A 14,573-nucleotide genomic window follows, 5' to 3' on the forward strand; every position below is an offset into this window, starting at 1 on the left:
CACCATGAGCCTATTTGCCCTTGCCGCCGCAGTTGTTGCCGCCGGCCAAACTTTCACCTGCACCCCGACCCACGTCTACGATGGCGATGGCCCGATCTGGTGCGCCGAAGGCCCGCATGTCCGCATCGCTGGGATCGCCGCGAAAGAGATGGATGGGACCTGCCGCGACAATCAGCCCTGCCCCGCCGCGAGCGCGATCCAGGCGCGCGATGCGCTGGTGAGCCTGTTTGGCGGCGCGCGTGGGGCAATCAGCACCGGCCACGTGATTGTGCGCGGGCCGACCATGAATTGCTTGTCTGAAGGATCAGCCGGCGGCAGCCGCACGGCGGCCTGGTGCACCCTGCCCTCCGGCCAGGATCTCTCCTGTGCCATGGTGGCAACCGGTACGGTGCTCAGATGGGATCGCTACTGGCGGGGCCATCGGTGCCGCTGAGCGACTGGGAACTCTGGGCCTGCGCCAATACGGTGCTTAAAACCCATGGGGATAAGGCCGCTTCCCATGTCGCCGAGCAAATCGGCGCCCTGGCGCTCAAGAACGACGAAGCTGGTATCCGCACATGGCAGGAGATCGCCAAGCGGATCGTTGAGCTCGAGGAAGGCGCGGACGCGCCGGGCACGCGACACTAAACGAGCGCCGCTCAAATCCCGATCTCGAACGGCTTGACGATCGAGCGGTCCTTTTCGGGGGGCTGCTTCTCGGGGGCCGCCACTGCAACCTGGCCCTTGGCCTGTCCTGTCGCTGCCGCATCACGCAGCAGTCCGACCGTCTCAAGGGCCGAGCGCTTCATGCCAGTATTACGCTCGACCGCTTCCTCGAGCCGCGAGGCATTGTTGACATAGAGCGTCAGACCATCGCGCAGCCGCGTGATCGTGACGAGAAAGGTCTGCTGGTTCGAGAGGTTGCGCTCGCGGCTGTCCATTACGGCGATCCCGCGATCCGAGGTAAGCCCCTGCGCCATGTGGGCATTGAGCGCATAGGCGAGATCGAGCCGTTTCAGCATCGGATCGTCTTTGCTCAACTGGTGTTCGATCCCGGTGGAAGTCGTCAGACGCACGGACCTTGCATCGATTCCTGTGATCCGCGCCTGATCGGCGTTGAGCAGTCCCCGGTTGTGATCGGTATGGGTCCAGCGAATGCGGTCGCCGCCGTGCAGCGCCAGGCCCTTTAGTTCGTAGAGCCGCAAAGCGTCGTGCTCACCCTGCGGCCGCAGCCGGTCTGGCCGGAACTCGAACCGTTTGCCGCGCTCGTTCTCAAGTTCGATCCGCTCGCGCCTGGGGTCGATCCCAACCACCTTGTACATGCCGCGGGAAAGCCCCTGGGCGCGCTTGTCGCGCTCGACCTCTACCACCATGCCGGCCCGGTAGGTCGATGCATGGCGCAGCTCCTCTTGTGTAGCGTTGATCCGGGAGAGCACCTGGAGGCGCAGCGAGGGCTCGCCGATTTCACCATTGGCCTTGAGCCCGGTCTGGACCGCCTCGTTTACTTGGGCTCGCAAATCCCGCCCCGACGCATAAATCGCGGTGCGTTCCCGATCAGCCGGGGACAACGAGAGCCATGCGGCAGCCGCCTCGACTGCGGCGCCCTCCCTTACTTCGACGACATTACTGCCGAGGTGCCGCAACGCCTCATCGATCCGTCCGCCTTGCGCCGCGTACTGAGCGGATCGAAGCGCCTTGTCGCGAGCCCGAATGTTGATGTTCATGGTCGCGGTTTCGGCGCCAGCCTGCTGCATCACATCAAAGGGCTTGCCCGCATCGACCGCGCCCAATTGCTTGCGGTCCCCGATCGCGGCGAACCGGTCCAGTTCGAGCAAGTTGGCGAGCCGGACCAGCTTCTCCTTGTCGGAATTGCCGACCATCGAAGCCTCGTCGAGCAGCACAACGGTTCCACGTAACTCGGCCTTTGCCACGGAGAGCGCCGCCTTGTCGCCGCCGCCGAGCAGCGCGGCATGGCGCCTCAGGAACCGCGCTACGGTCATCGACGGGATGCCGGTGTCGCGCTCAAGCATCTGGACCAGAGTATTCTGGACTGCGAGCCCCAGCACCTGCTTGCCCTCCTCGCGCAGAATGTCAGCAACGGGTTTGAGCATGGTACTTTTGCCCGCACCGGCAATCCCCTGGACTGCCACGATCCGGTTGTGCGAGCCGAGCAGAAGTCGTCCGGCAGCTTCCTGTCCGGGGTTGAGGGTCATGCCGTATTTGAGCTGCGAGAGCGCCTGGAGGCGGGTCCCGGCCTCGTCGGCCTGCACGATTGCAGGCGCCTTGCCCCTGCCCTCCTCAATGCCCGCAACGATGCGCTGCTCGGAAGCAATCGCGCCTGCCGTGGTAACCAGCCCGCGGTCGGCACCCTTGCCTCGTTGCAGCTGCCCCTGTCGCTCGAGCTGCATCACCCGACGTTCGATCGCGGCCATCCCGGCGGGCAGGCCAAAACCCAATGCGGCCTTGTAGATATCGGTCCGGGCAAAGGCCGCTTCGCGCTCCGACAAGTGGCGGACCGCCGAGGCGACGGCGTGGATCGCCGCGACCTCTTCCTGTGGCCGACGCGCCAGATCGGCGGGGATCAAAGGGTCGCCTTCGCGCAGGCCGAAGCGCTCGGCGAGCGCGGCGATCAGTTCCTTGCCCCGTGCGGCAAGATCGCGGGCCGCAATGGCCAACCCACCCACATTTCCGATCTCGCTTGCTGCCCTGGCATTGGCCCTGGCGATGACCGCCCTGGGATCAAATCCGATCGCTGCAGCCTTGGCGGCCCACTGGCGCGCCAGTGCTGCCCGATCCGCGATCGGCTGTTTCTCTGCCCGGGTCATCAAGGTGGCCGTATCGGTCGCCGATGGCCCCTTGTGCGTCATCCTCTCGACCAGAGCGAGCACTTCGGCGCGGCGGGTGCTGAACGCTTCGATCGCGGTGCGCGGCACGCCAGCGGCGTCGAAATTGCCATGCTTGCCGATCTCACCGATTTCATAGCCGAGCCGTTCGACCGAGATCCGGAAACGCGCCATGGTCATCGCATTGAGCAGCGTATTGTGCTCCCAGAGTTTGTCGTTCTTGAGCGCGCGCCATTTGCCGTCAGGCCCCTGGGTCGCATTGGCCACCACTGCATGGATGTGGGCATTGGGTTCCTGATTACGGTTGGTGTCATGGCTGAAGAGCGCCACAAGAAGATTGCCCGTCTGGACCGGCTTGTACTTGCCGCCCGCTTCCATCCGGGTCTCGGCGAGGTTCTTCTCCGCCCAGGCAAGGGTCTCCCTGACCGCCCCGGCGTAAGCTTCGAGAATCCGCTTGTCGCCACCCACCAGCGCCAGCAGCGACCAGCTCTTGGGCATCGAGAATGTCAGATCGGTTCCCGCGCGGTGCTCGCGATTGTCACTTCCCAGGCGGCTGCCATCGGGAAGGAATCCCTTCAGCACCGCTTCGAATATCTTCGGATCGACCTCGCCCAACAGCCCAAGCTCCTCGGCGCCTTTGCCGAACCAGGTACCCGATCGATCGGCATCGGCGCGAGTGTAGTAGTTGTCAGCGGCGAAGTATTTTGCGGCGCCGCCGGCAGTGCGGACATTGGCAACAGACAGCATGCCTCACACTCCCGGCGGACGCTTGGGCTTTTCAGATTTCCATGTCGGCTTCGCCAAGCCCGCGCGCATCGCGGCCGGGCTCGTCGTGCTCGGCAAGGCCATCCTCGAGCATCAGCTTGCGGGCTTCGGCGGCGGCACCCAGCACACCTTGCTTCGCCTCCGGCTTTTGCTCGCTATCAGCCTTCAGAACCTGGGGCGCGTCGCTGCGCGGCGGGTCTTGACCATCCTTCGACCTGCCTTGCTCCTGTCCGTCACCACTCACCAATCGAAGCGCAGCTTCCTTGGGTAATGCAAGAGGAGCCTGCCCTTCTCGTGGCCCAGCGGCATGCGCCGCATCCAGGGCACTCGGAGCAGGTACGGTGCTTGCGAATTCGGTAGCTCGTGCCTCCTTGAGCACCTCGGCAATCGGCTCGCGTTGCTCCGCCTCACCGCCACTGATGGAGGCTTCCTGACCCGATCGTAGCGCAAGTTCACCTTGGCGCGGAACAATGCGTTGCCCCGCGCCGTCGTCATTCGCCGCATGCGGCGCGGCAGGGTCATTGCCGCCATTCGCCTGAGGCGCAGGCGCGGGTGCTGGCGGCACCGGTGATGGGCCGGATGGCGGACTATGGGGCGAGGCCGGACCAGCCTTAGATCCCGAATCTTCCGCGCGGCGAATGAAGGGGTCGGCGTGCCTGACCCGGTCGACCGGGACCAGTTTGACCGGAGCTGCAGGGAACCCATCGGGGAATTTGAGATATCCCGAAAGCCGCGGCAGGTTCATCAACTGATCGGGCAGCAGCAGCGGCTCGATGTGCTTGCGCGAGGTCAGGCTGACCGCGTCGCGGGCGTTGTTGTAGCCATAGGTGTAGCCTTCTTCCATGTCGCGGACCTGGCGGTGGCCGATGAAGTCGGAGCACCAGGTCGCGGTCGCGCGGTCAGCCGTACCGAGGATCAACTTGGTCCGGGCCAGCGACGACAGGGTCATTGCCATGTTCTCGCCATAGACCTCCTTGAGCTTGGCATAGGCGTGGATCCCGGTGACGATCGCGCCGCCGAAATTGCGTGCGGTCTGGAGCCCCTTTTCGAGCGCGGGCAAGCGGTGGAGCGCGCCGAGTTCATCGACGAAGAACCACATCCGAACCTCGCGCGTCCGGTCCATCGCCATGAGCGTATTCATGGCAAGATCGAGCCAGACGGTGAGGAGCTGCGAGCAGACGCTCATGTCGACATAGCGCGCCGAAATGAACACCATCGACCCGTCACGCTTGTCACTCTCGATCCAGTCGCGCACCGAGAACTGCTTGCCTGTCTTGGGCAGCAGCGTGAGCGCCTTGGCATTGGCATTGAACACGGCGCGGATCGATTCCGCCATGCGTGCGGCTTCGGGCGCGGTGAGCGGATCGGCGATCGTGCCGCGCATCAGGCGGTGCACTGCGGCAAGATCGGCAGTCATCAATTCCGCCGCCAAAGCTTCATTGGTCGCCTGGCCGCGCGCCCTCAGCTTCAGGCACATTTCGACGAACAGAAGCCGCGCGGCGAGCACCCAGAACTGCTCGGCCCCACCTCCATCATGGGGCACAAGTGCCTCGGCCGCAGCCGTGAACTCAGCCTCGTCACGGCACTCGTCAAACACGCTCCACATCGGGCAGCGCGCGTCGAGCGGGTTGAGAATCACGTCGCGGCTGCTGTCGAAAAAATGCTCGATGAACGCGCCGGTCAGATCGAAGATTACCGCGCGCTGACCGCGCGCCCGTGCCTCCTCGATCATCTCGGACAGAGCGACCGTCTTGCCCATGCCCGTTGTGCCGATCAGCATCGCGTGGCTCTGCTCGAGCCGCCAGGGATAGGTCACCTTGGCAAGGCGCGATGGCCGGTAGGGAAAGACTTCGGCGAGTTCCTTCTGGCTGCACAGGCGGTAACGCCAGCCCAGCACCGCGGTGAGCTCCTTGGCCTTTTCGGCATTGTTGTGAACGCGCACTTCCTCGACCAGTTCGGGAAGCGTGGAGAGCATCGCTCCGCGCTCGTGTTTGCGTTCCTTGGACTTGGCGCCGAAGCGCGAGGCGAACCAGTAGAACAGCGCAAAAGCAGGTACGAGCAGCAGCGCCGAATAGGTCAGAGCACGCCCCAGGATCGAGACCATATGGTCCCAGGCGCGCGCCACCGGCGGGAAAGCTTCGACATAGACAATTGGAAACTTGACCGTACCCCCGAAGGCGGTTTCGAGGGCAATCTCCTTGTTAGGATCGAACTCCATGAAGCCGTAAGCGGCAGCGTAGAATTTCATGCCTACGAGGTAGCTTTCGTGGTCGCTGAGCCCGGTCGAGAGCATCCACCACGACATCCACGAGATGATGAGCGCGGCGATGATCAGTGGGCCTTTGAGCCCGGCGGCAAACATGAAACTGAAGTGGCCAAGGAGCTGGCTACCGCGGGTGAAGTCGACGAGATTCTTCTTCATTTTGCGCCTCCCTTGGTCGGGGCGACGGCCATGCCGGCTTCCTTGCAGCGGGCCTTCCATGCAGTGTGGGCACGCTCGCGCAAGGTGTGGTCGGGATGCCCCGAAAGGAGCGCATCGAGCCCGACGAAAGCGAACAGCGACTGCCGGTAGAGCTTGTCAAGCAAGCCGCGATCGGTTGCACCAGCAGGTCCGTTTGCGAGGGCCTTTTTGAGCTGCGAGCGCAACCATTCGCTGACCGCGAGGCCATCGGCTTCGGCGGCGGCCCGAACCTGCTGGGCAAGCTCGGGCGAGACATAGACTTGGAGGGATATTGGTCTTGGCATTGTCAGGATCCTTCGATCTTGGATCCTGGTTTGCGCTCGCAAGGCAGTGTTGGAGCTACATTACACAAAAGAACATGTCAAGAACATATTCGCCGCGCAATTCCGCCATCCCGACGCATTCACAACGCAGACTGATTTACGTTTTGCCATGTAAATCAATCTGATTGCGAAGCGACGAGAGGTGAATTCTAGCTTGCGAAAGGCCAGATTCTGCGCAATTCCAACCTGCCAGACCTGGCGTAGGGTGTGCCCCCTGTTCCCTACTTCGAAGTGCGGTACCGGTGTTTGTGTTTGAACAGGACTGAACGGCATTGAATACGGGTCCGGCCCGACACCCGCCTTGGCGGAAAGTCGGTTTGCAGGGACAGGAATGTAAGTGGGAAATGCTCCGCATGCGGCCTATGCTTGCCCGGTATAGTCGGCATCAAGGGAGCGAATCCATGTCGAGCGTAACCTTGTCGGCGACTGCGAAAGGCAATGGGTTCCAGGCGACGGTCACCTTTTCGAACGGGGTCGGAATCAGTTCATCGGAGTCGTATCCGACTAAGGCCGAAGCGATCACGGCGGCTGCGCTGAAATTGCTCGACATGCCCAGGCGTCTTGAGGAGTTCGACGCGACCGAGATCGACACCTAACGCCAAATCGATTGCCCCAGACGGCGTGCAAGCCCGGGCGTGAAACGGGATTCAAGCATAAAGAAAGGAGGAGGCCCTGTGCGGACTTCCTCCTCGCTTCGTGATCAGTTTTCGTCGCAGAGCTTGCTCGGCACGGTCTCGATAACCCGTTCGAGAAGCCGGGGTGCAAGTGCCCCGTAATCGCCCTCGTCGACGGTGATGAACCCCGCCTCATCGTCAGTCAGAACGTACTGGTTGAAGTAGCTGTGGTAAGACCGGGCATGCGCCCGATCCAGCGCAGCAAGGTAAGCAGCCTGGTCAAAGTCCAGCGGCGTGGCGGTAAGGACAGCAGATACAATCATGGCAAACCTCCTGATGTTCGATGCTTCGCATCAGGGGCTCGTGAGATGGGGGCGGCGGGACGGGTCAGGGACCGCGCGAAGCGCGGCCGCGCAGCGGCGATGGGGGCAACGATTTTTCTCGTGGCGTAGCCGCGATAAAAATGGGGGGGCCCCGTCGTCCTTGACGCGTCCCCAAAGCCGCCATCACACTCGGCCATCTCGCGAGAGAGCCCTCCCCCCTCTCGGGGAGCCGGCGTCTCCACAAACCATTTTCCTACAAGCCATCGACCTGCGAATTGAAGCCGCAGGAGGGGACCAACGGCCAACGAAAGGTATGTCTATGGCCAGGTCCAAAGTGAGCGCACGCGATGCGCTCTTAAAGGTGCAACGCCAGCGCGAAGAACTCGCGGCCGAGGAGACGAAACTGCGCGAAAGTGCCGCGACCGAACTCGGCAGGGTCGTGCTTGAATGCGGCGCCGAGACGCTCGAGCCGGCGCAGTTCAAGCAGCTGGTCCGGCAGTCGATGGCGCTCGGGATCGACGAGAGTCTCAAGCGCCTCGCCTCCACGCCCAAGGCTTCATAAAGCGGCGGCGCTGGGTTCGATCAAAACAAAAGGCCCCGGTGGCTCGCGCCGCCGGGGCCTGTTGCTGAAGGGCTGAGGTTCAGTCCTCTTCGATGTCGGGGGCGCCCTCGTTCCCACCCTGGCGGCCCTTCGAGAGGAAATCGACCTTGTCGGCGATGATCTCGCAGCCGTAGCGCTTGGCGCCGCTCTGATCTTCCCACTGGGTGTAGTGGATGCGCCCTTCGACAGTCACCAGCTGGCCCTTGGTGCAATACTTGGCGACGTTCTGGCCGAGACCGTTGAAGCAGGTGATGCGGTGGAATTCGCTGTCCTTGGCGGTGTAACCGTTTTCGTCCTTGTAGGTCTTGCCCTCCTTGCGGGCGGGCCGGTCGGTCGCCACCGAGATCGAGGTGATACCTGTGCCGCCTCCCGTGGTGCGGGTTTCGGGATCGCGGGCGATGCGGCCAACGAGGATAACGAGATTGGTCATGGGTCTTCTCCTGATCGAGCATCCGGGACCATCCCGGCTGCGAACCAAGTGAAGAAGCGGCCAACGGCGATGCGCACCGAAGGGGAACCCGGAACTGGTTCGGGTGGTGCGGGCAGCCGGGCAAAGCCCGGCAACACGGCCGGACCCGATCCGGGTTGCGTCTCGTCCGGGGGCTGATTCAAGGGACGGTTCGCATGCGTGACGGGGTGTCCTGGATGGTTGGTCTGGAGGTGCTGACCTCGATCCCAACTGTCCTGGCCGTTTCGCCAGTCTCCCCACCCCGCCCCGGCGTTCCAGTGTCAGATCGCGATCCGCACCAACCGACTTTCGCCGCCGCGCAAACCTGCACGCGAAACGACCCCGCCCGGTGCTGCGTCCGCCTCATTTCCATCGAACGTCTCGTCCAGACGGTGCCCGCGCAGCATCCAGGTCTGCGGGGTGATGAGGCGCGCCCAGTCGGCAAAGGAAGGGATCGAGCCCAAGTCCTCGCGCACGTGCTGTTCGCCGATTAGACGCACCGGAACGATCCGGCCGTCGGCGTTGACGATCGTCGCCCCGAAGAGGGCTTCGAGCATGAAAATGCCCTCAGCATGATGGCGCAAGGCGCGGTGCCGGGGGTCTGCGAGAATGGCCTTGGACTGATCGAACCACTGGTGAAGCGAGAGATAGTCCTCGGGTTTGCCGCCCCATTTGCGAACCGAGGAGAGCGCATGAAAATAGCAGTGTGCCATGACGCCCTCCTCAAAGGCCCGTAAAATGCTCGTCGTAGCCGGTATAGCGCAGGCTGCACTTGAGCACGAAGCTGGCTTCGGGCACTTCGATCACGAGCATGCCGCATGAACCGTCGTTAATTTCCCAGCCCGAATGGAACCGTTCAAGCGCGAGATAAGTGAGGGAATCGAGCGCGGCCGGGAGCAGCATGGGTGCTTCTCCAGTCGGTTCGCGCGCGACCTCGTATTCGAACGGAGCGACCGCCACCTCCGGGCATGGAACGGTGTTCATATCGGCGTCGAAGCATTCGCATTCTTGGGCCGCGCCGCTGTCGCCGCAGCCATCGAAGCGCACCTCGACCCTGGTGATGCCGGCTGCGCAAAGCGGGCCAATCACGGCTTGCTTGAGATGCTCGGTCTCTGTCTGGGCTTGAAGGGCGCGTTCGGCCTGCCGCTCATGAAAATCGGCCATTGCCTGGGTCATATCGACCATCGGAAAATCCTCCTGTACTGGAGTCAGACGGCAATTCCGCCCGGTCCATAACCGCAGGCGCGCGCCTCTCCTCTGTCCCGGCAACGCCAGCGCCGCTTGGGGCGCTGGCGCGAAGGCCGATCGGCCGTCAGTCGGTCGACGGCGACTGCGCCTTCGGGCTGGTGCCGAGCGGACCGCGGCGATCGACGACCGTGATCCGGCGCGTTTTGGCTTCGATGACCAGGCGTTCGAGAACGCCATTGCCTGGGAATGCGACGACGTAGCGCGGGTCGAGCGAGAGCATCCGCTCGTTGCGCTTGAAGCCCGCACGCGCGCCAAGCCGCATGTCGAGCGAGAAGGTCACTTGCGGGATGTTGCGCCGTTCGGCCCACGACGATGCCAGACGGTCGACACCCTTGGTGTCGCCGCCGTGGATCAGCACCATTTCGGGGACGCGATCGCGAACCTTGTCGAGCGCCTTCCAGACATTGTTGGCGAAGGTCAGCGCGTCGGCTTCGGTGGCATGACGTGTCCGGCCGCCAGCGAATACGACCGGTGTGCCTTCGGGCATCGCCGCGCGGCGCTTGGCCTCGGTCCGGGCACGCAGGAAATCGCGCCCCTCGACCAGCGCGGAGGTGAGCATCGCGCCGTGGTTGAAGCGCGAGCTGGACACCGGCTTCCAGGACGAACCGAACTCGTTGAGGTAAAGGCTTGCAGCGACCTCGCGCATCTCCTCAAGTGCCAGCATCGCGCCTTCGGCGCATTGCGCGCGCTCGACCTGGGTTTCGAGTTCATGGGTATGGATCTCGGAGCCATCGGCCGTCGCGACGAGCGCCCGGACCTCGTCCGTGGCGCGGTCGAGCGCGGTGGATTTGCGTGTCGCGGAGCGGTGAAAGAGATTGACGAAAGCCCAGCCCAAATCCTCGGCATCGGCCTCGAGCGCGGTCCCGGAAACGAGCGCGAAGAGATCGGACCAGACCGCCTCGAGTGTCTGTTCGACGGCTTCGCGGACGGGAAAATCGCTTGTCGATACGGGGGCCGGACCGATCGAGAAGCCGGCGAGATCGAGACCGGCGAGCTGGTCGGTGAAAGATGTATGCATGGACGTGTCCTCCTGACTGGCGTGAGGCTGACGCTGCGACAAATGGCTGCGCCAGCGAGAGCCCGTCAGGGCCAGCGTGAAGGCGGAGCCCCGCACCGATCAGGGGAACACGCTTTGGCAGGCTGGCGCGGGCAGGCTTGGCCAAAGCCAAGCCAACACGGGCCTGCCAAAGCCGGGTTGCGGGGACCGCCGGCTGGCCCAGGGCCTCTCTCGCTCGGGACGCAGGCCATGTATCGCGGCACCCACATTTGTCAGGGAAGCTGCCACAACATTCACGCGGGGGGAGCTACGGTTTCGGGCGGCTCGCCGGCGGTAGACGCCCTCCCCGTTCGACATGTGCCCGAGGCAGTCGAAGTCGCCGAACAGCGCGTCGAAGCGCGGCGCGATCTGGCTCAGCCAGCGCTGCGCCCGCGGGCTGCGGGCTGCGCGCCGTGCGCCATGCGGCGTCCCAATAGGCGCCATCATCGCGTTCGGCGATCCAGACCGCGGCCAGACCGCCATAGACCGAGACACCGAAGTCGGCGAACGTGCCCTCGCAGAAGGATCCGGTCCTCGCGGCCACGCCAGCCATCGTGGGGACCAAGCGATGGAAAGACCGCTGCTGCGCGGGTCCTGAGGTCCTCGCGCAGCCACTCATATTCGAATTCCCAGCCGTCATCGTCCTCAACCTCGAGAACTGTGAACGCGACGATTGCGCCGCTGGGATAGCTGACCGATCGGCCTATGACGTCCTCCTTCAGGCTGCGAGCGCAGCTTCGTCGGGCTCGCCAACGCCGTCGTCAGCGATCACCCGGCCACCAAGCTTCAAGAGCAGGCTCGAGGCTTCCTCGGCCTTGGCTGCGGCAGTGAGGATCGCCCGATCGTCTTGCCTAAGGAGCCCGAGCCAGTGCTCGACATAGCTCGCGTGGTTGTCGAGGTGGGTGACCGGCAGGCCAAGCTCGGCGCCCAGCATCGCGCTCGACAGTTCGGCGATCAGTTCCTCGGCGGCGTAAGCTGCCGTCCCGAAACGGTTCTTGAGATCGCGCGCCAGTCGGCTGGGATGGCCCGTCCAGTGCGAGAGTTCATGCGCAAGCGTAGCATAGTATTGGCCGAAGCCCGTAAACAGATGCGCGGGCGGCATCGTAATCCGGTCGGCACCCGGTTCGTAATAGGCCTCACCACCCTGATGCCGAAGCATGGCAGGGATCGCACCGAAGAAGGCGTCGAGCTCGGCTTCGCGGCCTTCAGGCTCGACCAGATCGAGCGAGGCGGCGGGATAGTAACGCTCGGGCAGGCCTTCGACCTGGTTGGCGTTGAACACCGGATAGGCCTTGAGCACGCGGCGCGCTTCATCTGACTTCTCGCCGGTGCCGGGTGCTTCGACCTCTTTGGTGTAGCTCTTGTAGAAGATCGCGATCGTGGACTTCTCGCCCTTCCTGACCTGCGCCCCCAAGCCCTTGGCCTGGTTGTAGGTCATCCAGTAGGGCGAGGCGTAGCCGGACATGTCGGCGACCATCCACAGCCAGAACACATTCATGCCCCGGTACGGGATCCCGCAGGCCCGCAAGGGCCGCGAGACCGGCACCCCGCGCCAGGGCTGGATCCACGGCTTGGTGCCTGCCTCGAGCCGGGCGATGATCTCCTGGGTAATGCGGGTTGCGGGCGAAAGTCCGCCGCCCGATCTGTCACCAAACCGCTTGCGATAGGCCATGCTGGGTCTCCTGATCCGGCCTGCCGACAGGTTCGCCGGACAGGTCCGAAGGGCCCCACGCTCCCTCTGCTCTGTTCCCAAAACGGAAGCGGCCCCCTGCCCGGGGGGCAGAGGACCGCCTCAGGGGACGAGTAGTCTGCCTGTCAGGAGGAGGTCAGGCAGCCAGCTCGCGGGGGGTCTGATGATCGTCGTTGGTGCCGTCTGCGGCGGCCTGGGTGTCCTCGCCGGGTTCCGCACCCTGCGCATCGGCACCCTCGACTCGGGCGGGCTCGGTACCAGCAAAGCGCATCACCTCGGGAACCCAGGCGAGAGCGCGTTCACGCACCTCGACCTCGGTGATGTAGGTCCCGGCGAAGACACGTTCGGCGCTCATCGCGAGATCGCCCTTCTTGACCGACGCGAAGCGGCTCGAGAGATCGGGGCCGCCGACATCGGCGAGTGCATCGAGGATCAATGCCTTCGATACGCGATCGAAGTAGTTGGCCGCGGTCGGGCGCCACCAGGCCGCCATGTCGATGCCGATCAAGCCGCCGAGGTGGTCGTGGATGCCGATGGCACGCTCGCCCGCCATCTTGAGACTCGCCTCGAGTGTGCGAGCGACGACAAAACCCAGCCAAGCCGCACGCGTCTCGTCGCTCAGCGCCCTGAACCGGTCGAAGCGCGCCGACGCGTCATCGCCGGCACGCCAACTCTCGTCGAGACCCGACTTGAATTCAGCAAGCGACGCGCTTGCCGGGGCATCCTTGGCCTCGAACCCGACAATCGGACCTGCCGGAATGCCGCCGCGGATCGTCGTTGCCGCACGCGCGCGGTAGTCGAGCGTATCGGCATCGGCCAGCGTGAAGACCATGAAGTCGAGCGCAAGACCGGGATCGGAGGCAACGTGGAGCGCGAGGACATCGCGGCGCTGCATCGCAAGTTCGTCGACCAGGCGCTTCGAGAGCGCCGCGCGGCGCTTGCCCTCACTGCCCTCACCGGTGACGATCTCGAACGCATCGCCTTCGCCGCCAGCCTCAGTCTGCCGCTCGCCATAGAACACCGGCTGGAGCACCGGCGTACCGTCGCGCGACAGCACAAGGATCATCCCCGCCTCGGCCTTGAGTTCGGGGGCGAGCACGGGCGGACGCGCTCGAATGTCCTGGCATTCGCGCTCGATTGCCTCGATCGCGGCTTCGGCCGCCGTGACGGCTTCCTCGGCGCTGTTCTCATCCTCAAGGATTGCCGCGTGCTCATCGTAGGAGGCATCAAGCACGTCGAGCCGGGCCAGCTCCTCTTCGGTCAGCGGCGCGGGATCGACCGGGAGCCGGACCAGCCCTTCGACGAGGTCGTGACTGGCATAGGCATCGAGGGTCGGCTTGACCCAGGCCAGGCCCTGCTCGGCGGCAAGCAACTTGGCCTGCTCCTCCATCTTCACGGCGGCGAGGTTCTCGAGCAGCGCGACATCGGCCCAAGCTTCGCTGTCCTCGTCGTCGAACAGTTCGCGCTCAATCCGGCCGCCAGCGGCGAGATAGGCATCGCGCCCGACAAGCCGGGCGCGCGGGTCACTGCCACGCACGGTGCCCGTGAGAACCATGCGGCGGATCGAGTCCGAGTTCGACGCATAGTAAGCCGTGGAGATCTGCTCGAAGACCCGGGCCTGGATCTCCTGGTCCGAGGTTGCGCCATAGGCCTTGGCCATGTCGAGCGTGATCTCACCCGAGGCCAGCGCCTCGAAGACAACAGGTGCCAGTCTGGCGAGGCGCAAACGGCCCTCGACAAAGCGGACGGTGAGGCCGAAGCGGCGGGCGACGTCCTCGACCGAGGCCCCGGCATCGATCAGCGCGGCAAAGGCCTGAGCTTCGTCGGCGGGATTCATCGCCAGGCGGTGGAAGTTCTCGGCAAGGCTGGTCTCAATTGCACCCTCAACGGTGTCTTCGAGCACCAGGCAGGTCACCTCGTGGTCTTTGGACAGTACCTTGTCCTCGGACAGTGCCAGCATGGCCTTGCGGCGGCGTTCGCCGGCCTCGACTTCGAATTTACCCTTGGCACAGGGGCGAACGATGAGGTTCTGCAAGAGCCCGCGCGCAGCGATGCTGGCCTTGAGCTCGGCGTCGGCCGCCGGATCGGCATGACGACGGACATTGCGGGGGGACTGAACGAGCTTGTTCAGAGGGATCGTCTTGATCATGGGACATACTCCTGACTGCGAGCCCGGCGCATCGACCATCGACGCCCAAATGGCTCAATCAGGGCAAAGCTCCCTCCCCTCTTATTCGCGATG

At 64.3% G+C, this 14,573-nt stretch carries 14 protein-coding genes and 1 pseudogene; 4 read left to right on the forward strand and 11 right to left on the reverse strand.

Annotated elements, in window-relative coordinates; translation table 11 throughout:
* Positions 1-4: 4 nt before the first annotated feature.
* Together ABL922_RS02525 and ABL922_RS02530 are read left to right on the forward strand one after the other, a co-directional pair.
* On the forward strand, positions 5-433 hold the full coding sequence (locus ABL922_RS02525) for a hypothetical protein (RefSeq protein WP_349022630.1): 429 nt from the start codon (positions 5-7) through the stop codon (positions 431-433).
* Complete coding sequence (locus ABL922_RS02530) at positions 424-627, forward strand: hypothetical protein (protein WP_339964384.1); 204 nt, start codon at positions 424-426, stop codon at positions 625-627. The genes ABL922_RS02525 and ABL922_RS02530 overlap by 10 nt, the downstream gene beginning before the upstream one ends.
* Positions 628-638: 11 nt before the next feature.
* On the opposite strand, the gene mobF is transcribed toward ABL922_RS02530, so the two are convergent.
* Genes mobF through ABL922_RS02545 form a run of 3 tightly spaced genes read right to left on the reverse strand, consistent with a single transcriptional unit; the run spans position 639 to position 6,332 of the window.
* Positions 639-3,569 (reverse strand): MobF family relaxase, encoded by a 2,931-nt coding sequence (mobF, locus tag ABL922_RS02535; protein ID WP_349022631.1) that lies wholly within the window; start codon positions 3,567-3,569, stop codon positions 639-641.
* A gap of 31 nt (positions 3,570-3,600) precedes the next feature.
* Positions 3,601-6,009, reverse strand: coding sequence for a type IV secretion system DNA-binding domain-containing protein (locus ABL922_RS02540; protein ID WP_349022632.1), 2,409 nt, complete (start codon positions 6,007-6,009; stop codon positions 3,601-3,603).
* Positions 6,006-6,332 carry a hypothetical protein gene (locus tag ABL922_RS02545; RefSeq protein WP_349022633.1) on the reverse strand — a complete coding sequence of 109 codons (327 nt, stop codon included), beginning with the start codon at positions 6,330-6,332 and terminating at the stop codon, positions 6,006-6,008. The genes ABL922_RS02540 and ABL922_RS02545 overlap by 4 nt, the downstream gene beginning before the upstream one ends.
* 440 nt (positions 6,333-6,772) lie before the next feature.
* Here ABL922_RS02545 and ABL922_RS02550 point away from each other — a divergent pair, with 440 nt between their 5' ends.
* The gene (locus tag ABL922_RS02550) at positions 6,773-6,967 is read left to right on the forward strand and encodes a hypothetical protein (protein WP_349022634.1); all 195 of its coding nucleotides are present in this window, start codon (positions 6,773-6,775) and stop codon (positions 6,965-6,967) included.
* Positions 6,968-7,071: 104 nt separating this feature from the next.
* Here ABL922_RS02550 and ABL922_RS02555 read toward each other — a convergent pair whose 3' ends face one another.
* Positions 7,072-7,308 (reverse strand): hypothetical protein, encoded by a 237-nt coding sequence (locus tag ABL922_RS02555; RefSeq protein ID WP_349022635.1) that lies wholly within the window; start codon positions 7,306-7,308, stop codon positions 7,072-7,074.
* 319 nt (positions 7,309-7,627) lie between these two features.
* Between ABL922_RS02555 and ABL922_RS02560 the strand changes: the two genes are divergently transcribed.
* Entirely contained in the window at positions 7,628-7,870 is a 243-nt protein-coding gene (locus tag ABL922_RS02560; protein WP_349022636.1) for a DUF6437 family protein, read from the forward strand.
* A gap of 79 nt (positions 7,871-7,949) precedes the next feature.
* Here the strand turns inward: ABL922_RS02560 and ABL922_RS02565 are convergent, their stop codons facing one another.
* From ABL922_RS02565 to ABL922_RS02595, 7 genes and pseudogenes are all read right to left on the reverse strand, one after another.
* Positions 7,950-8,339 (reverse strand): single-stranded DNA-binding protein, encoded by a 390-nt coding sequence (locus ABL922_RS02565; protein ID WP_349022637.1) that lies wholly within the window; start codon positions 8,337-8,339, stop codon positions 7,950-7,952.
* A gap of 299 nt (positions 8,340-8,638) precedes the next feature.
* The gene (locus ABL922_RS02570) at positions 8,639-9,070 is read right to left on the reverse strand and encodes a hypothetical protein (RefSeq protein ID WP_349022638.1); all 432 of its coding nucleotides are present in this window, start codon (positions 9,068-9,070) and stop codon (positions 8,639-8,641) included.
* A 10-nt stretch (positions 9,071-9,080) separates the two neighbouring features.
* Positions 9,081-9,542, reverse strand: coding sequence for a DUF6878 family protein (locus ABL922_RS02575; protein WP_349022639.1), 462 nt, complete (start codon positions 9,540-9,542; stop codon positions 9,081-9,083).
* 127 nt (positions 9,543-9,669) lie between these two features.
* On the reverse strand, positions 9,670-10,623 hold the full coding sequence (locus ABL922_RS02580) for a DUF2493 domain-containing protein (RefSeq protein WP_349022640.1): 954 nt from the start codon (positions 10,621-10,623) through the stop codon (positions 9,670-9,672).
* 297 nt (positions 10,624-10,920) lie between these two features.
* Positions 10,921-11,348: pseudogene (locus ABL922_RS02585) on the reverse strand (hypothetical protein); the annotation flags it as partial.
* A gap of 11 nt (positions 11,349-11,359) precedes the next feature.
* Positions 11,360-12,313 carry a zincin-like metallopeptidase domain-containing protein gene (locus tag ABL922_RS02590; RefSeq protein ID WP_349022641.1) on the reverse strand — a complete coding sequence of 318 codons (954 nt, stop codon included), beginning with the start codon at positions 12,311-12,313 and terminating at the stop codon, positions 11,360-11,362.
* Between the two features lie 154 nt (positions 12,314-12,467).
* Positions 12,468-14,480, reverse strand: a complete 2,013-nt coding sequence (locus ABL922_RS02595; RefSeq protein ID WP_349022642.1) for a ParB/RepB/Spo0J family partition protein — start codon at positions 14,478-14,480, stop codon at positions 12,468-12,470.
* Positions 14,481-14,573 lie beyond the last annotated feature (93 nt).

This window comes from Sphingorhabdus sp., assembly GCF_040079335.1.
Classification (GTDB): domain Bacteria; phylum Pseudomonadota; class Alphaproteobacteria; order Sphingomonadales; family Sphingomonadaceae; genus Sphingorhabdus_B.